At 67.5% G+C, this 17197-nt stretch carries 14 protein-coding genes; 8 read left to right on the forward strand and 6 right to left on the reverse strand.

Annotated features, from left to right (window positions below; translation table 11 throughout):
- Window positions 1-169 precede the first annotated feature (169 nt).
- The 6 genes from glnT (at window position 170) to GONAM_RS19825 (ending at window position 6765) form a co-directional block, all read left to right on the forward strand.
- Window positions 170-1531, forward strand: a complete 1362-nt coding sequence (glnT, locus tag GONAM_RS19800) for a type III glutamate--ammonia ligase (protein ID WP_040537051.1) — start codon at window positions 170-172, stop codon at window positions 1529-1531.
- Window positions 1532-1593: 62 nt separating this feature from the next.
- On the forward strand, window positions 1594-2490 hold the full coding sequence (locus tag GONAM_RS19805) for a class II glutamine amidotransferase domain-containing protein (protein WP_006868530.1): 897 nt from the start codon (window positions 1594-1596) through the stop codon (window positions 2488-2490).
- Complete coding sequence (locus tag GONAM_RS19810; protein ID WP_006868531.1) at window positions 2478-3257, forward strand: GltB/FmdC/FwdC-like GXGXG domain-containing protein; 780 nt, start codon at window positions 2478-2480, stop codon at window positions 3255-3257. The genes GONAM_RS19805 and GONAM_RS19810 overlap by 13 nt, the downstream gene beginning before the upstream one ends.
- Window positions 3258-3496: 239 nt before the next feature.
- Window positions 3497-4828 (forward strand): FMN-binding glutamate synthase family protein, encoded by a 1332-nt coding sequence (locus GONAM_RS19815; RefSeq protein WP_006868532.1) that lies wholly within the window; start codon window positions 3497-3499, stop codon window positions 4826-4828.
- Window positions 4825-6021 (forward strand): NAD(P)/FAD-dependent oxidoreductase, encoded by a 1197-nt coding sequence (locus tag GONAM_RS19820; RefSeq protein WP_006868533.1) that lies wholly within the window; start codon window positions 4825-4827, stop codon window positions 6019-6021. Before GONAM_RS19815 ends, GONAM_RS19820 begins: the two co-directional genes overlap by 4 nt.
- A gap of 51 nt (window positions 6022-6072) precedes the next feature.
- The gene (locus GONAM_RS19825) at window positions 6073-6765 is read left to right on the forward strand and encodes a helix-turn-helix domain-containing protein (protein WP_006868534.1); all 693 of its coding nucleotides are present in this window, start codon (window positions 6073-6075) and stop codon (window positions 6763-6765) included.
- 146 nt (window positions 6766-6911) lie between these two features.
- On the opposite strand, the gene GONAM_RS19830 is transcribed toward GONAM_RS19825, so the two are convergent.
- The 5 genes from GONAM_RS19830 to GONAM_RS19850 form a co-directional block, all read right to left on the reverse strand.
- A complete protein-coding gene (locus tag GONAM_RS19830) occupies window positions 6912-8195 on the reverse strand; it encodes an MFS transporter (RefSeq protein ID WP_006868535.1) in 1284 nt (427 codons plus the stop codon).
- 59 nt (window positions 8196-8254) lie between these two features.
- Window positions 8255-8740, reverse strand: a complete 486-nt coding sequence (locus tag GONAM_RS19835; protein ID WP_006868536.1) for a MarR family winged helix-turn-helix transcriptional regulator — start codon at window positions 8738-8740, stop codon at window positions 8255-8257.
- A gap of 168 nt (window positions 8741-8908) precedes the next feature.
- A complete protein-coding gene (locus GONAM_RS19840; RefSeq protein ID WP_040537023.1) occupies window positions 8909-10990 on the reverse strand; it encodes a PhoX family protein in 2082 nt (693 codons plus the stop codon).
- A gap of 346 nt (window positions 10991-11336) precedes the next feature.
- Window positions 11337-13403 carry a TPM domain-containing protein gene (locus tag GONAM_RS19845; RefSeq protein WP_051992621.1) on the reverse strand — a complete coding sequence of 689 codons (2067 nt, stop codon included), beginning with the start codon at window positions 13401-13403 and terminating at the stop codon, window positions 11337-11339.
- 76 nt (window positions 13404-13479) lie between these two features.
- Window positions 13480-14271 carry an LLM class F420-dependent oxidoreductase gene (locus GONAM_RS19850; RefSeq protein ID WP_006868539.1) on the reverse strand — a complete coding sequence of 264 codons (792 nt, stop codon included), beginning with the start codon at window positions 14269-14271 and terminating at the stop codon, window positions 13480-13482.
- A 73-nt stretch (window positions 14272-14344) separates the two neighbouring features.
- Between GONAM_RS19850 and GONAM_RS19855 the strand changes: the two genes are divergently transcribed.
- Together GONAM_RS19855 and GONAM_RS19860 are read left to right on the forward strand one after the other, a co-directional pair.
- Entirely contained in the window at window positions 14345-15547 is a 1203-nt protein-coding gene (locus tag GONAM_RS19855; protein WP_006868540.1) for a MalY/PatB family protein, read from the forward strand.
- 43 nt (window positions 15548-15590) lie between these two features.
- A complete protein-coding gene (locus GONAM_RS19860) occupies window positions 15591-16187 on the forward strand; it encodes a class I SAM-dependent methyltransferase (RefSeq protein WP_006868541.1) in 597 nt (198 codons plus the stop codon).
- A gap of 8 nt (window positions 16188-16195) precedes the next feature.
- Here the strand turns inward: GONAM_RS19860 and GONAM_RS19865 are convergent, their stop codons facing one another.
- Window positions 16196-17047 (reverse strand): SGNH/GDSL hydrolase family protein, encoded by an 852-nt coding sequence (locus GONAM_RS19865; protein ID WP_040537027.1) that lies wholly within the window; start codon window positions 17045-17047, stop codon window positions 16196-16198.
- Between the last annotated feature and the right edge of the window lie 150 nt (window positions 17048-17197).

The raw sequence follows: 17197 nt of genomic DNA on the forward strand, positions 1-17197 counted from the left end.
GGGCCCCGGGTCTTTTTCGTCCCGTCACATGAGGCGCCGAAACGACACCGACCGCTCACCCGGCGGAAACAGTGGGGAAACAAACGGTCGGTCTACTAACGGTAGACATTGATTCACGCTAGTGGACATCCCGACAGGCAACACCTACAGTCGACCCCCGGAGCGCATCATGACCACCACCAACGCAGCCACCGACACCAGCACCCTCGCCGAGCTGTGTGCGGCGAACGACACCAAGTTCATCCTCGCCATGTTCGTCGATCTCCGCGGCAAGCCGTGCGCCAAGCTGGTGCCGGTCGAAGCGGTCGACGAACTCGCCACGGAGGGAGTCGGTTTCGCCGGCTACGCGGTCGGTGCCATCGGCCAGGAGCCCAAGGACCCCGACCTCATCGCGATCCCCGACGTGAGCTCCTTCCTCCCGATCCCGTTCATCAAGGAAGGTCTGGCCGTCGTCCAGTGCGATCCGCACGTCGAGGGCAAGCCGTGGCCGTTTGCCCCGCGCAACATCCTCAAGACCCTCGTCGCTCAGACCGCCGACGCCGGCTTCGAGCCGTGGGTGGGTGCCGAGGTCGAATACTTCCTGCTCAAGCGGGCCGACGACGGTTCGCTCGTCACCGCTGACGCCGCGGACGACTCCGACCAGCCCTGCTACGACGTCCGCGGACTCACCCGGATGTACGAACACCTCACCGCGGTGTCCACTGCCATGAATCAGCTGGGCTGGAGCAACTACGCCAACGACCACGAGGACGGCAACGGACAGTTCGAGCAGAACTTCAAGTACGCCGACGCGCTCACCACCGCCGACCGGGTCGTCACGCTTCGCTACCTCCTCTCGGCCATGGCCGCGGAGAAGGGCATGATCGCCACCTTCATGCCGAAGCCGTTCGCCGATCGCACCGGCTCGGGACTCCACTTCCACCTGTCGCTCACCAAGGGCGGTGAGCCGGCCTTCCCGCAGGTCAGCGAAGACGATCGCGGACTCGGCCTGTCCGACACCGCCTATGGGTTCATCGGCGGCATCCTCGAGCACGCCCCGGCACTGCAGGCCGTGATCGCACCGACCGTCAACTCCTACAAGCGAACCGGCGCCACCGCCACCCGCTCGGGTGCGTCCTGGGCGCCGCGCAAGGCCACCTACGGTGGCAACGACCGGACCCACTACATCCGCGTTCCCGACGACCAGCGCGTGGAACTCCGCGGCGGCGACGGATCGGCCAACCCATACCTGGCCGCAGCCGCGTTGCTCGGTGCCGGCCTCGACGGCATCAAGCGGAGCCTCGACCCCGGAGCCGTCGGCGGTGCACCCAGCCACATCGCCGAACTGCCCCTCACCCTGTTGCACGCGGTCGAGGCCTTCGAGGCCGACGCCGTCGTCGCGGGCGTGCTCGACGCCGCACTCCCCCAGGACTGGCCGGAAGACCAGGGCAGGGTGTCGACCTACTTCTCGAACCTCAAGCGCGAGGAGTTCTTCAACTGGCACGCCGCCGTCTCCCCGTGGGAAGTCGACCAGTACCTCACTGCCTTCTGACGCGACCGAACCCGGCCGCCGAACCACATCCCAACTCCCCCTTCGACGTAAAGGATTCGACAATGTGCGGAATCGTCGGATTGCATCTGCGTAATCCCGATCTTCATCCCCGGCTCGGCGCCATGCTTGCCGAGATGCTCGGTGAGATGCAGGATCGCGGCGCGGACTCGGCCGGTATCGCGGTTTACGGCAACCCCGAGTGGGCGCCTCCCGGCCACGGCTGTGTCTCGCTGCTCGAACTCGACGTCCTGCCCGACGAAGTCTCGACGACCCTGAGCGCGGCGCTCGGTGTGCCCGTCGCCGCCCAGCTCGTCGACGCCACGCTGGTCGCGTCGGCGCCGGTCGGTGCCGAAGAACTCCTCGGCGCAGCCCGTGCCGCCTACCCGGACGCGCTGGTCGCCGGCTTCGGCTCGGACCTCACCGTCCTCAAGGGTGTCGGCGCACCTCGCGACCTCACCGAATCCTGGGGTCTGGCAACTGCTTCCGGCTGGCAGGGCGTCGGCCACACCCGGATGGCCACCGAGTCGGCGGTGACCCCGTCCGGTGCTCACCCCTACGCCGTGGGTCCGGAGCAGTGCCTGGTGCACAACGGCTCGTTCGCCAACCACGCCACCATCCGACGCGAGTTGCGTGCTCAGGGTGTCGAATTCGACAGCGAGAACGACACCGAGGTCGGCGCCCGCTTCGTCGCGCACCAGCTCGCCGCCGGCAAGGACGTCGAGACCGCCCTCAAGGAGGTGTGCGCCAACTTCGACGGCTTCTACACCCTCGTGGTCTCCAACCGCGACTCCTTCGCCGTCGTCCGCGACGCCATCGCCTGCAAGCCCGCGGTGATCGCCGAGACCGACGACTGGGTCGCGATCGCCAGCGAGTACCGCGCACTCGCCAAGCTGCCCGGCGTCGAGAACGCCCGCATCTGGGAGCCCGAGCCCGAGGTGGTCTACGCATGGACACGGTGACACTCCCACAACCAGGGATCCTCGAACAACCCGGGACGCTCGATCCCACCACCTCCCCCACCGACACGGCGAAAGCTGAGACGATGAGCCCCAACCACCACTTCGATCTCGCGAACACCCCGCTGCGAGAGATCAACTCGGCGCTCCACGATGACATCTCCGGTGAGATCGTCATCGACAACCCCGCCGGCGCCCACAGCGTCGCGGCCGGCGTCAACGCCCCGGTCAAGATCACCGTCAACGGTCACGTCGGCTACTACGCCGCCGGCATGAATCAGCAGGCGGAGGTCACCATCAACGGCAACGCCGGCACCGGTGTCGCCGAGAACATGATGAGCGGCAGCGTCATCGTCAAGGGCAACGCCTCGCAGTCGGCCGGCGCCACCGCACACGGCGGCTTGCTCGTTGTCGAGGGTGACGCCGCGGCACGCTGCGGCATCTCGATGAAGGGCGTCGACATCGTGGTCGGCGGCAACGTCGGGCACAACAGCGCGTTCATGGCACAGGCCGGCCGCCTGGTCATCCGCGGCAATGCCGGTGACGGCCTCGGCGACTCCATCTATGAGACCCGCATCTACGTCCGCGGCGAGGTCGCCTCGCTGGGCGCCGACTGCATCGCCAAGCCGATGCGCGAGGAGCACCTCGAGGAGCTCGCCGGCCTGCTCAAAGCCGCCGGCTACGGCGACGACGATCTGACCGCCTACACCCGCTACGGATCGGCCCGCGAGCTCTACCACTTCAAGGTGGACAACGCTTCTGCCTACTGAGCCGTCCCCTCGCTCCTTTCAGGTGCGAGGAGCGATAGCGAAGCCATCCCCTCGCTCCCTTCAGGTGCGAGGAGCGATAGCGAAGCCACCCCCTCGCTCCCTTCAGGTGCGAGGAGCGATAGCGGAGCCATCCCCTCGCTCCCTGAGGTGCGAGGAGCGATAGCGACGAGCCACGAAGGGCTGGCGACCCCCTCGAATCCCAGCCCCTCGCGCCGACACACACCGAAAGAGACATCACCATGACCGAGAACCTCAGCGTCGAGCAGCGCGGACTCCGTGAATCCGCCACGTACGACCGCACCACCATCGCCGCCATCCAGCGGGCCGCCGAGACCGGTATCTACGACATCCGCGGCTGGGGTGCCAAGCGCAAGCTCCCCCACTTCGACGACCTGCTTTTCCTCGGCGCCTCGATGTCGCGCTACCCGCTCGAGGGTTACCGCGAGCGCTGCGACACCGACGTCGTCCTGGGTGGCCGCAACGCGAAGTATCCGCTGCACCTGTCGACCCCGGTGACGATCGCGGGCATGAGTTTCGGGGCGCTGTCGGCCGGCGCCAAGGAGGCTCTGGGCCGAGGGGCGTCGGAGGTCGGTACGTCGACCACCACCGGTGACGGCGGCATGACCCCGGAGGAGCGGGGTCAGTCCAAGCACCTCGTCTACCAGTACCTGCCCTCGCGTTACGGCATGAATCCCGACGACCTGCGCAAGGCCGACGCCATCGAGGTCGTCCTCGGTCAGGGCGCGAAGCCGGGCGGCGGCGGAATGCTGCTGGGGCAGAAGATCTCCGAGCGCGTGGCGGGCATGCGCACCCTCCCGCAGGGCATCGACCAGCGCAGCGCCTGCCGACACCCGGACTGGACCGGTCCCGACGACCTCGCGATCAAGATCAACGAGTTGCGCGAGATCACCGACTGGGAGAAGCCGATCTACGTCAAGGTCGGTGCCAGCCGCACCTACTACGACGTGAAGCTGGCCGTTCACTCCGGCGCGGACGTGGTCGTGGTCGACGGCATGCAGGGCGGCACCGCGGCCACCCAGGAAGTCTTCATCGAGCACGTCGGCATCCCGACGCTCGCCGCCATCCCGCAGGCCGTCCAGGCTCTGCAGGAACTGGGCGTCCATCGGGAGGTCCAGCTGATCGTCTCCGGCGGCATCCGCAACGGTGCGGACGTCGCCAAGGCGATGGCCCTCGGCGCCGACGCGGTGGCCATCGGCACCGCCGCCCTGATCGCGTTGGGCGACAACGATCCTCGATACGCCAAGGAGTACGAGGCGCTGGGCTCGGCAGCCGGTTACTACGACGACTTCCAGGACGGTCGCGACCCGGCCGGCATCAGCACCCAGGACCCGGAACTGTCGGCGCGATTCGACCCGGTCCTCGGCGGCAAGCGCCTCGCCAACTTCCTGCGGGTCATGACGATGGAGGCCCAGACCATCGCCCGCGCGTGCGGCAAGGCGCACCTTCAGCACCTCGAACCCGAGGACCTCGTCGCCATCACGATCGAGGCGGCGGCGATGGCACGGGTCCCGATGGCGGGCACCAACTGGATTCCGGGGAGTGGGCTGTGAGCGCGGCGAACACGACCGCATCGGTCGTCATCGTCGGTGGCGGCCTCGAAGGCGCCGCCACCGCATGGGCACTCGGTCAGCGCGGCATCACCGATGTGGTGGTCTGCGAGCGTGACACTGTGGGCGGCGGGATGACCGGCAAGTCGTCGGGCATCGTCCGCTGCCACTACGGCGTCAGTTCGCTCGCCGCGATGGCGGCGGTGGGCCTCGAGGTCTTCGAGAAGGCCGAGGAGATCTTCGGTACCGACATCGGCTTCCGACAGACCGGCTATGTCGTCGGCGTCGGCGAGGCGAACGTCGAGAACCTGCGGAAAAGCCTTGCGGCGCAGCGGGAGGTCGGCGTCCAGACCGAGGAGATCGACGCCGCAGAGGTCGCAAAGATGTGGCCGGCAGCCGATCTCGAACCGTTCGCGGCGTTTGGGTGGGAGGAACGCGGCGGCTACGGTGACGCCTACCAGACTGCTCAGGCGTTCGCCGCCGCCGCACGTGCCACCGGCATCAAGATCCGCCAGGGCACGACGGTCACCGAGCTGGTCGTCGACGGGGACCGGGTCACCGGCGTCCGCCTGGCCGACGGCTCGACGATCTCCGCCGACACCGTCGTCGTGGCGACCGGTGTGTGGTCCAAGCCCTTCCTGGCGCCGCATGGCATCGACGTCCCGATCTCGGTGCATCGCGAACAGATCGTGATGATTCATCCGGGCGAGGATCTCGGTCAGGTGCCGGTCTTCTCCGACCTCGTCTCCCTGCAGTACGTGCGCCCGGACGTCCGCGGTGAGATCCTGTTCGGCAACAGTGATCTCAAGGAACTCCAGATCGCCGACCCGGACAACTACAGCAACCGAGTCGACAGCGATTTCGTCGATCTCACCGTCGACAAGGTGGGCACCCGGTTCCCGGGGTTCACCGACCCGGCGATCACCAGCAGCTACGCCGGCTGCTACGACGTGACACCGGACTGGAATCCGATCATCTCGCGGGGGCCGCTCGACGGCCTCGTGCTCGCGGTCGGGTTCAGTGGCCACGGCTTCAAGATCTCACCGGCGGTCGGCAGGCTCGTCGCCGATCTCGTCGTCGACGGACACAGTTCGGACCCGCGAATCCCGGAGTCGGACTTCCGCTTCACCCGGTTCGCCGAGGGCGACCCGCTGAAGACGAGGTTCCCGTACGTGGGAGCAGGAGAGATGCGCTGAGCGTTCCCGAGCGGTGTGCACGGGGGTGAACCGACGAGAGGACGCGACAACATGTGTCAACTGACAGTGAACGACCTCGCTCACTATGCTGGCGAGGTGACCGACGACCCTTTGATCCGTAACCAATCTGGCATCGCACGGGAGCGCCCCGTCGACCAGTCGGTCGAGGAACTCGAGCTCGAGACTGCCATCGCGCACAACGTGCGCCGGCTGCGTCGTCAGCAGGGACTGTCGGTGGGTGACATGGCGACCCGCGTCGGCATCTCCAAGGCGATGCTGTCGAAGATCGAGAACGCTCAGACCTCGTGCAGCCTCAGCACCCTCGCCCGCCTGGCCACCGGTTTCGATGTCTCGGTGACGTCGTTGTTCCGCGGCGCGGAGATGGAGCGGTCGGCCGTCTTCGTGAAAGCGGGGGAGGGCAACGAGATCATCCGTGAGGGTTCACGCGAGGGGCACGAGTACGAGTTGCTCGGATCGCTTCGCGGAGAACACAAACGACTCGAATGTCTGCTGGTGACCCTGACGGAGAAGTCGGTGACCCAGCCGCTGTTCCAGCACGCCGGTACCGAGTTCCTGTACGTCCTCGAGGGTGTGATGGACTACGCGCACAGCCGGTCGGTGTACCGGATGCATCCCGGCGATGCCCTCCAGCTCGACGGCGAAGGAGCGCACGGGCCGGTCGAACTCGTCGAACTGCCCGTGCGCTTCCTGTCGGTCATCGCGTTCCCCGACTCCGCGGTCTGAAGCCCCTGCTCCTTGAGTAGCCCGGAGCTTGCGGAGGGCGTACACCCTGTTCCTTGAGTAGCCCGGAGCTTGCGAAGGGCGTACACCCTGTTCCTTGAGTAGCCCGGAGCTTGCGAAGGGCGTATCGAAAGGACTCGTGCCCGGCCTCAGAACTCCTCGGCTCCGATGAGCGCGGCGTCGGGAGAGACCTTGTTCTTGTTGGTCTTGACCAGTGCCACCGCACCGAGTGCGACCGCGCAGTAGCCGACGGCGAACCACCACGGGGCGACGTCGCCGAACCATTCGGCGAGGTAGGAGACCAGGACCGCGGCGACCGCCGCACCAGCCCAGCGCAGGAAGCTGAAGCCGGCGCTGGACACCGAGCGGGGGGTGTCGTTGCCGCCCGAGGCCATGGCGAGGTCGGTGAACAGGGTGTTGAGGATGCCCGAGGGAAGACCGGACAGGACGACCGCGAGACCGATGAGCCAGATCTGGTCGGACAGCGTTCCGACAGCGGCGAGGGCCATGACGATGCCGTAGCCGGTGATCGCGACGAGCACACCACCCTTCTCGCCGACGACCCGGGCGAGCGGGGTAGCGACGAACACACCGGCGATTGCGGTCAGCAGGCCCCAGCCGAAGAAGACCAGGCCCGCGTGAATGGGCCGGAGTCCCATGGCGATCGGTGCCCAGGCGATGACGGTGAACAGGGCGCCGGTGTAGAAGGCCGACCCGATACCGGCGATGGTGAGCGTGCGATTGCGCAGGGCCTTGAGCGGATCGACGATGCTGACCCGGGCACGTTCCGACCGCGGGCCGTCGGAGGGGAGCATGATGGCGCACAGCACGGCGCCGACGAACATGAGCAGCGCGGTGCCGCCGAAGGGGGCACGCCAGCTCCATTCACCGAGAGTCGCCCCGAGCAGCGGGCCGACGGCGAGGCCGATCCCCAGGGCCGCCTCGTACATCATGATCGCGCCCTGCCTGCTGCCCTTGGCGGAGGAGACGATGAACGCGAGCGCGGTGGCAAGGAAGAAGGCGTTACCCAGGCCCCAGAGCACGCGGAAGGCGATCAGCTGATCGATGTTGCTCGCGAAGACCGAGACGCCGGCGGCCACGACGATCATCACCAGGCCGACGGTCAGTGTCCGCTTGGGGCCGAAACGGTAAGCGGCCCAGCCGGTCAGCAGCATGGCCACACACTGCACACCGACGTACACACCGAACAGCAGGGTGAGCTTGTTCGCGGGAGCGTTGAGCGCCTGGGCGATGCTGTGCAGGATCGGGTCGACGAGACCGATGCCCATGAAGGCGATGGTCGCCGCGAACGCGGTGATCCACACGGCGCGGGGCTGCATGCGGAACATGGCGAGGAGCGAGGTGTTCTGCGCGTCGTCGGCGTGTGTCGGGTTCGACGCGCCGGTGGCGGCCTTGTCTTCGGTGACGGTCATGTGGGTCCTCTGAACGGGGGCTGGTTGTCGGAGACGGGGGACGTGGATCGGGCGAGGGGTCAGTTCTCGGCCGTCTTGGCATCCACCGCCGCTGAGGTCTGTGCGGGGTGATGATCGAGCTCGTCGCGGAGCGCTTGCAGTGCCGGAGCGGCCGCGGCGAGCGCTTCGAGATGTTCGGGGCTCAGGTTGGCCAGGGCGTCGGTGAGGGCGACGTCGCGGCCGAGGCGGATCCGTTCGACCAGTTCGCGACCATGGTCGGTGAGATCGACGAGTACGGCACGACGATCGGCAGGATCGGGTCGGCGTTCCACCAGTTCGTGCTTGGTGAGTCCGTCGATCACCGACGTCGCGGTGGGCATCCGGATCGACTCACGTTCGGCGAGCTCACCCATGCGCATCGGGCCGTGATCGGCCAGGACGTTGATCGCCGATGTCTGTGCGGCGGTCAGTTCGACGACAGGTGTGCGTCGTCGAAGCGACAGGTAGAGCCGCGTGATGCTCGGCCGGAGGGCCGAGGCGAGTTGAGCGGCATCTGGAACAGTCACATTTCGAAACTCTAATACTTAGACTCTCGAAGTAATACCTCGCGACGCTGTGATATCCCCGACACCAGCCCCCTCGCCGGTTGAGTAGGCGAGGAGCCTGCGGGTGCCCGATCCTTCGCTGGTTGAGTAGGCGAGGAGCCTGCGACGAGCCGTATCGAAACCGCCCGGTCAGACCCCGATCGCGGTCCCGCCGTCGCGCCAGATCGCCACCACTGCGGGCCGGGGCTGGGAGTTGCCACCGTCGGGCCAGTGGGATGCGGGGTTGTCAGCCGAGTGGTCATCGAGCTCACCGGGGTGCTGCACGGCGACGAGGATGCGGTCACTGTCGATGACCGGCCCGCAGGTCTCGGCACCGATCGGGACGGTCAGGAACTGTTTGGTCTCGCCACGGCGGGCGCCGTGAAGTGCGACGGCGAACAGTCCGTCGTTGGATCCGAGGGCGTTGCCGTCGGTGGAGATCCACAGGTTGCCGTGCGGATCGAAGGCCAGGTTGTCCGGGCAGGAGATGGGGCTGACCTGCGTCTTGTCGAAGCCGCCGTAGTAGGTGTCGGCGGCGGTCGGGTCACCGCACACCAGCAGCAACTCCCAGGTGAACTCGGTACCGGCGTGGTCGTCGGAGATCTCGAGGATCTGCCCGTTCTTGTTCTCGTTGCGTGGATTGGCCGCGTCGACGGGCGCCTTGCCGTCGGTGCCGCGGTCGCTGTTGTTGGTGAGGGCGCAGTACACCTTGCCGGTCATGGGGCTCGGCTCGATGTCCTCGGGCCGGTCCATCTTGGTGGCGCCGACGGCGTCGGCGGCCTGACGCGTGAACACCGCAACCTCTGCCGGCGACATCCCGGGCACATGCGAGCGGGCCGATCCGTCGGCGTTGCTGGTCAACAGCGGCTTCCACGACCCCTTCCCGGCGAACTTGCCCGAGGCAGGTGGTGTGCCGGAGTCGTCCGGGCTGTCCCCGGTGAAGGTCGCCACGTACAGCGTGCCCTCGTCGAGGATGCGAATGTTGTGCTCGCGTGCGGTCTTCGAGAGTCCGCTCTTGATCTTGCGGGACGAGACGAACTTGTAGATGTACTCGAACTTCTCGTCGTCGCCGCTGTAGGCGACGACGGTGCCTCGGTCCGGGCCGTTCTTCACGACGTGGATGTTGGCCGATTCGTGCTTGCATCGACCCAGCGAGCTGTGTTTGACGGGGGCGGCTTTGGGGTCGTGGGGATCGACTTCGACGACGTACCCGAATCGGTTGGCCTCGTTGGGTTCGACGGCGAGGTCGAAACGCTTGTCGTACCGGCCCCACTGGTGCTCGTCGTCATCGTCGGCGAAGGAGTAGCGGTCGAGGCGTTCGGCCGCCTTCGGGTCGGTGACCTTGCTCGCGTTGGCGAAGTAGTTGTTGAAGTTCTCCTCACCGGAGAGCATGGTGCCCCACGGCGTGAGACCGCCGGAGCAGTTGGCGAAGGTGCCCAGGATCGTGGTGCCGGCCGGATCCGCTGCGGTCCGGACGAACTCGCTGCCGGCGGCCGGGCCGGTCAGTCGGAACGGGCTCGACGCGGTGAGTCGCTGATTGCGCGGTCCGACAACGGGTTCCAGGGCTCCGGTGCCGTTTTTGGCGACTATCTCTACGACGGCGATACCGACCGCGGCCATCGCGATCCGCGCCTGCTGCTCGGTGGGTGCACCCTCCCGGTAACCGGTGAACATGAACGGCTCGGTGGGGTACTCGAGGTTGGCGACGAGGTAGAAGTGTCCGGGGACGCCGTCGACGGGGATGAGTCCGGCGAAGTCGTTGTTGAAGCCGAACTGTTTGGCCTGCGCTTCGGGGGTCTGCGCGGCGAAGTCGAAGTCCGGGGCGCCGGGCAGGACGGGGTCGCCCCAGCGGATCACGACTTTCTGGCGGTATCCGTCCGGGATCACCACCGCGTCCTCGGTGTTCGCCGGGACGGCGGTGAACTTCATGCCCGGCAACGGTTCTCCGGTAGCTGCACCACTCGTCGGCGACCCGGTACCGGAACCGCTGTCACCGCAGGCTGCGAGTACGGATGCCGCTCCGACCGCAACCGCCGTACCCGCAGAGGTCTTGAGAACACTTCGACGAGAGACCGCGGTACGCACGACGTCGCGGAAGTACGCGTTGTCGCTGGAGTTCCCGGGGTCCGACCGGCAGGCGTCGCCGCACTTGTAGCGGCAGGTCACATGGGCACGGGACGACCGGCCGGCATCGCGGCCGGCGGAGGTGAACAGCGGCAACTGGATTCGCACCCGCAGGACGCTAGGAGAGCCAGACGAACCGCCGGGTGCTCAGAAGTGAACGGAAACCGAACGCGCGGTGGCTCTTCTGCTCCGTGAGGTGCGGGCAGAGCCGATCCCTTTGCTCCCTGAGGTGCGGGCGGAGCCGATCCCTTGCTCCCTGAGGTGCGAGCGAAGCGAGCCACGAAGGGCTGGCGACACGACCTCGCCTGCCCTTCATGGCTCGTCGACTTCGATACGCTCCTTCGTCGCTACTCAACCCGGCGGCTTGCGCTCCGCACCCCTCAGGGAGCGAGAGGGTGGTGTCCAGGGCACGAACCTCTCGGGGAGCAATGGGTGCCGCGGTCGGCGGAGCTACTCAGAACCGCCCACCGGTACCGATCCGTCCCGACGATCCGGAGCCGCCGAAAGAGCCGGGACTGCGTCCGCCGCTGCTGAATCCACCGCCGAAGCCACCGGGGTAACCGCCCCGGTATCCGCCTCCGCGACCGCCGCTGACGGTGCCGCGCAGAAAGCTGTCGACCAGGATGCCGCCGAGAACCGCACCTGCGGTCGACGATCCGCTGGACCGCGGCTGCTGCGACTGCTGCCAGCTCACGACGTCGCCCTGCGCGGCCATCAGTGCCTGGTCGGCGAGAGCGCCGGACTGGCGTGCCGCGGAGGTTGCCGCGACCGGGTCGGTTCCGGCGGCCTCCTGCGCGGACCGGAGAAGTCGCTGGGCCTCGGCCAGACGGGTCCGGGCGGTGGACTGGACGGCGCCGCGTCGGGTGCCGATGAAGTCCGACGCCGCGGTCACCTTCGCGGTCGCCGATTCGAGGGCCGCGGTCAACACCTGTGCGCGACGGGTGCGTTCGGCCGCGGAGTCCCGTGCGGCGTCGAGCGCGTCGTCGAGATCGGCGTCTGCGTCGACCAGCGCGGTGAACGTACCCAGGGGGTCGGCATCGAAGCCGGTGCGGGCCGCGTCGAGAGCGGTTCGTGCGGCCGCTGCGGCAGTCGCCAGTGCGGGACCGCCGTCGGCGGTCAGCGAGGCGGCCTCGGCGAGCTCACCCTCCACCTCCTCGATCAGCGCAGGCATCCGGGACTGCGCGGCCGCGATGTTCGCATCGGCGTGATCGATCGCGTCGAGGAGCACGGTCGCCTGCTCGATGGATCCCTCGGCCGAACGGATGGCCGCGACCGCGGGACCCTGCTGCCCGACCGGTGCCGCACTCGCCGCACGGCCCTGATCGGCGGTCGCCTCGGCGAAATCGATCTGCTGCCGCGCCAGTTCGACGTTCGACAGGATCGAGGCGAGTGTCTGCTCGCCGTGCTTCTCGGTCAGTTCGGTGAGCTGCTGCGACGCCGGGTCGAGACGTGCGCGCAAGCCGATCAGCTGCTGGGTGATCGCGTCGAAGCGGGCGTCGGCGTTGATCAGCAGGTTGCGCATCGCGTCGAAGGCCTCGACCTGGTCGTCGAGCGCGGCGTCGGCCTCGGTGCACGAGGTGATGATCTCGACGAGCATCCTGCGGCGCTCGTCTTCGGTCTCCGGGACGTCGTCGTCGAGTCGCTGACGGATGGTGAACGACTGCGCGAGATCGCGTCTCGCCCGTTCGAGAGCCTTGGTGAACGGTGCGGTCTCGGCATGGCCGAACTCGTCGACGGCCAGCCGCAGTTCCTCTTCACTGGTGCGGATGGCGTTGTCGAGATCGGTGAGGACCTCGCGAGACCACGGATCCAGCACGTCGAGTGGCTGTTCCTCGAGTTGGTCGACGGTCAGTTCCTGTTCGCGAAGCGCTTCCAGGCTGCTGTCGATCCGACGTTGCTTGCGGCGCCGCGAATACAGGTATGCACCGCCACCGCCGACCACGACCGCTCCGCCGACGACACCGGCGGTGATGACCCCGGTGTAGCTGGGGTCGAGGGCATTCGAGAGCCCGTTGATCGCGCCCAGGCCGGCCTGCGCCCAGTTGCCCTCACGAAGCTGGGGGACGACGTCGTTGGTGGCGACGTCATCGAGGGTCGACTGGTCGAGCCCGCCGATGTCGTCCGGGGCGAACATCCGGTAGGAGCGGTCCTCGGTCGCGACCGCCAGCAGGGCGTCGTGGTCGCCGAGTTCACTGGCGATGGCAGTCCGGTCGGCCCACTGTTCGCTGGTGAGGCTGTCGAAGCTGCGGACGTACACGATCCACATCTGGATGTCGTGCTTGTTGTACAGGTCGTCGGCGGCATTCTCGAGTTCGGTCCGCTGCTCCGGCGTGATGACCTCGGCCGAGTCGACGACGTAGGTGGGCAGGCGGGCGGGCGGTTCGGCGGCGGCCGGGCCGGCTCCGACACCCGCCAGCAGCAGGGTCATTCCGAGCGCGAGACCGACTGCGCCGAGAGCTGCGGAGAGGCGACGTGCCACGACGTGTCCCCACCCACCACGAATCGCAGGTTCCCGATGCATGATCACAAATTTAACCAGCGGCCGCATTCGGGTGAGTGTATGTCCGTCCTTGACCTCGATGGGTACCGGCACGTGCTCAGCGTCGAGCGTCGCGCCACCGGCACAGGGCCTCGACGGCGGTGAGATCGTAGTCGGGGCCCGTCACGCCGACGGTGAGCAGACTGATGCCTTCGTCGGCCAGCGCGTCGGCACCGCGGAGCAACGCGTCGACGTCGCCGTCGAACTGCACCGCCGACGACCGTTCGATGGTCTCCGGGTCGCGTCCGACCGCAGCGCAGTGCTCGGCGAGCACCTTCGACTTGTGGCGGTACTGCTCGACGTCGTTGAAGCCGTGCCAGGCGTCGGCGTGTTCGGCGATGTAGCGCAGCGTCTTCTTCTCGCCGCTGCCGCCGACGAGGATCGGGATGTCGCGGGTGGGCGCCGGGTTCAGCTTGCCCAGACGCGACTTGATGCGCGGCAGCGCCGCACCGAAGTCGTTGAGGCGAGAGCCGACGGTACCGAACTCATATCCGTACTCGTCGTAGTCCTTCTGGAACCAGCCGGCGCCGACACCGAGGATCAGACGTCCGCCGCTGATGTGGTCGACGGTGCGGGCCATGTCGGCGAGCAACTCCGGATTGCGGTAGGAGTTGCAGGTCACCAGCGCGCCGATCTCCACCCGCGATGTCTGTTCCGCCCACGCACCCAGCATCGTCCAGCACTCGAAGTGCTCACCCTCCGGCGCGCCGTACAGGGGATAGAAGTGATCCCAGTTGAAGGCGACGTCGACGCCCGCATCCTCGGCGCGGCGAACCGCGTCCCGGATCAGGCCGTACTCAGGAGCGTGCTGGGGCTGGATCTGGACACCGATACGAAGAGGGAAGGCCATGGCGACCAGTCTGCCTTCTCACGGCGTCGGCGTCGATGACTCGTGACCTTTGCCCCCTGAGGAGGCCCGGAGCATGCGGAGGGCCGTCTCGAAGGGTGGTACCAAAGAGCCTGTGACACCCAGACCCGCCGCACCGCCGCTCGACGAACTCCGACGCCGCACCTCCTCGAAGTGGTCCACCCACCCCGACGACGTGTTGCCGCTGTTCATCGCGGAGATGGACTACCAGCTCGCACCTGTTGTGGCGGAGGCGATGATCGACCGCATCCGGGCGTCGGACGTCGGTTACGCCGGCGATTCGGGCGGCGTGGGAACGGCTTTCGCGGGTTTCGCGGAGCGGCGGTGGAACTGGCAGCTGAGCGCGGATGATGTCACGCTGACCACCGATGTGAGCGTCGTGATCGTCGAGTCGTTGCGGACGGCAATACGTCCGGGTGACGGCGTCATCCTGATGCCGCCGGTGTATCCGCCGTTCTTCGAGCTGATCCCGGAGGCCGGCGGAACCGTCGTCGAGGTGCCGTTGCTCGACGATCCCGGGTGGCGGATGGATCTCGACGGCATCGAGGCGGCGCTGAAGGCGGGTGTGCGGGCAGTTCTGTTGTGTCACCCGCACAATCCGGTGGGCCTGGTCCACGAAGCATCCCACCTGGCGCGGCTGGCCGACCTCGCGGCGTCCTACGGTGCGACGGTCGTCAGTGACGAGATCCACGCGCCGCTGGTGCATCCCGGCGTCGGGTTCGTCCCGTTCCTCGCAGTGAGTGACGTCGCCCGTGAGGTCGGCATCGCCGCTCATTCGGCCAGCAAGGCGTTCAACCTGGCGGGGGCCAAGTGCGCGTTGACGGTGGCCACCTCCGACACGGGCCGGGGGATCGTCGCGCGTCAGCCCGACGAGGTGCAGTACCGCACGTCCATCCTCGGCCGCGCCGCCACCGAGGCCGCCTTCGCTCGGGGCGACGACTGGCTCGACGCCACCCTGGAGGTCATCGGCGAGAGTCTCGACCTGCTCGATCAGCTCCTGGCCGAACATCTACCGGGCGTCGGTTATCGGCGGCCGAATGCGTCGTACCTGGCCTGGCTCGACTTCCGCGACGCCGGACTCGGCGACAACCCCGGGCTGCCGATCCTCGAGCACGGCCGGGTCGCGTTGCACTACGGGCCGGCATTCGGCGCGCAGGGAGCGGGCTTCGCACGGTTGAACGTCGCGTGTTCGCCGGAGGTGCTGACCGAGGCGGTCGAACGGATCGCCCGCGTCGTCGCCAATGCACCTGTTTCCTAGCTCGAAACCGCGCCTGCCGCGGTCGGCTGCTATGAATCTCAGAATGGACAACGATCGGGCAGCCGAGTGGGACGAGCGATACGGCAATGCCGAGAGACTGTGGACCGCGGACGTCAATCCCGCGCTGATCACCGAGACCGAAGGCCTTACGCCGACCACCGCGCTGGACGTCGGTTCGGGGGAGGGTGCCGACGCCCGCTGGCTGGCGAACCGCGGTTGGCAGGTGACCGCGGTCGACATCTCACAGGTGGCGCTCGATCGGGCGCGCGAGATCAGCGGCGATCTGCCGATCACGTGGACGCGCGCCGACCTCGTCGTCGATCCCGTTCCCGGCGGCGATTTCGGTCTCGTCGCGTTGCACTATTTCCCGATCCCCGTCGAGGAGATCGAGGTGGCCCGGAAGCTGGTTGCCGCCGTCGGCCCGGGCGGTTCGCTGCTGGTCGTCGCCCATGCGCCGGAAGGCGTGCGGGCGCACGGGTTCGATCCGGACGACTACGTCCAACCGGGCGGGTTCGCCGAACTCGTCGGTGACGACTGGGAGATCGTCACCGACGAGACGCGTGAACGGGGCAAAGCCGCAGGCAGCGGTCACCACACGCACGACGTGGTGTTCCGGGCGCGACGAGCCGGCCGCCAGTAACTCCGCGGTCAGTCGAGGGCGGCACGCACGGCCTTCGCGACCTGCTGGTGACCCGTCGCGTTCGGATGAAGGCGAATCGCCCCAACCGGATTCGAGTACGGCTCCACCCATCTCATCGACTGGGACTTGCACGAGTCGTGCCCGACGCTGGGACCATAGGTGTCGACGAAATCGACGTCGGCCAACTGGGCCTGGGTCTTCAGCATGGTGTTCAACTCGACCTCGAGGCGGTCGAGAAACGCGGTGTCCGCGGCGGAGAACGGGTTTCGCGCGGGACAGTTGCCCTGCTTCGGGTACACCGCCGGATATCCGACGATGAGGATCTTCGCGGAGGGCGCGCGGCTCTTGATCCCGGCGATCGCGGTGGCGATGTTGGCGGCCGTCACCTGGATCTCCGCGGAGTACCGACCGAGGGTCCGCGCCTCACAAGGTGCGAGTTGCGAGCTGCCCGAAGCCGTTTGGGAGCAGTCGGCGATGCTGCCCGAGTACACGTTTCCGTCGTTGTAGCCGATCTGCATGGTGACGAGATCCGTCGTTGAACTCAGACCGTCGAATTGCGGTGGCTGACCGGCGGTCTGGCTCGTCGTCAGATGCCGGGTCTGGGCACCACCGCAACTCATGTCCTTGAGCCGAAAGCCCTCCGCGTCGGCGACCAGGTTCGGGAAGTTCTTCGTGGACCGCCCACATCCGCTCGGTCCTCCTGCCGACGGGGAAATCCCGACGCCGGCCGAGAACGACGCGCCGAGGGCGACGTATTCGGTGGGGTCATCGGCGAGCGCGACCGCGGTTGCTCCGGCTATCAGTCCGGCCACGGTGGCCAACGCGAGGGCGAGTGTTGTTGTTCGGCGACGTAGACGCATGGGTCGAGAGTGACCGTCTGTGTACTGGAGTGAACTCGTGGTGACTGCTTCGTGAGTGAACCGAGATGTCCTTGACATCAAGCAAGTCGGACTTTGTCACTTGATCAGAGGTAAACGCTGAACACGGCACATCGGACTTTACGTTCGATT

The sequence above is a fragment of the Gordonia namibiensis NBRC 108229 genome (genome assembly GCF_000298235.1).
Lineage (GTDB): Bacteria > Actinomycetota > Actinomycetes > Mycobacteriales > Mycobacteriaceae > Gordonia > Gordonia namibiensis.

What these genes read in the sequence shown, in the direction of transcription:
- glnT (WP_040537051.1), top strand. Translation starts at nt 170, where the DNA reads ATGACCACCACCAACGCAGCCACCGACACCAGCACCCTCGCCGAGCTG.
- GONAM_RS19805 (WP_006868530.1), top strand. Translation starts at nt 1,594, where the DNA reads ATGTGCGGAATCGTCGGATTGCATCTGCGTAATCCCGATCTTCATCCC.
- GONAM_RS19810 (WP_006868531.1), top strand. Translation starts at nt 2,478, where the DNA reads ATGGACACGGTGACACTCCCACAACCAGGGATCCTCGAACAACCCGGG.
- GONAM_RS19815 (WP_006868532.1), top strand. Translation starts at nt 3,497, where the DNA reads ATGACCGAGAACCTCAGCGTCGAGCAGCGCGGACTCCGTGAATCCGCC.
- GONAM_RS19825 (WP_006868534.1), top strand. Translation starts at nt 6,073, where the DNA reads ATGTGTCAACTGACAGTGAACGACCTCGCTCACTATGCTGGCGAGGTG.
- GONAM_RS19830 (WP_006868535.1), bottom strand. Translation starts at nt 8,195, where the DNA reads ATGACCGTCACCGAAGACAAGGCCGCCACCGGCGCGTCGAACCCGACA.
- GONAM_RS19845 (WP_051992621.1), bottom strand. Translation starts at nt 13,403, where the DNA reads ATGCATCGGGAACCTGCGATTCGTGGTGGGTGGGGACACGTCGTGGCA.
- GONAM_RS19850 (WP_006868539.1), bottom strand. Translation starts at nt 14,271, where the DNA reads ATGGCCTTCCCTCTTCGTATCGGTGTCCAGATCCAGCCCCAGCACGCT.
- GONAM_RS19855 (WP_006868540.1), top strand. Translation starts at nt 14,345, where the DNA reads ATGCGGAGGGCCGTCTCGAAGGGTGGTACCAAAGAGCCTGTGACACCC.
- GONAM_RS19860 (WP_006868541.1), top strand. Translation starts at nt 15,591, where the DNA reads ATGGACAACGATCGGGCAGCCGAGTGGGACGAGCGATACGGCAATGCC.
- GONAM_RS19865 (WP_040537027.1), bottom strand. Translation starts at nt 17,047, where the DNA reads ATGCGTCTACGTCGCCGAACAACAACACTCGCCCTCGCGTTGGCCACC.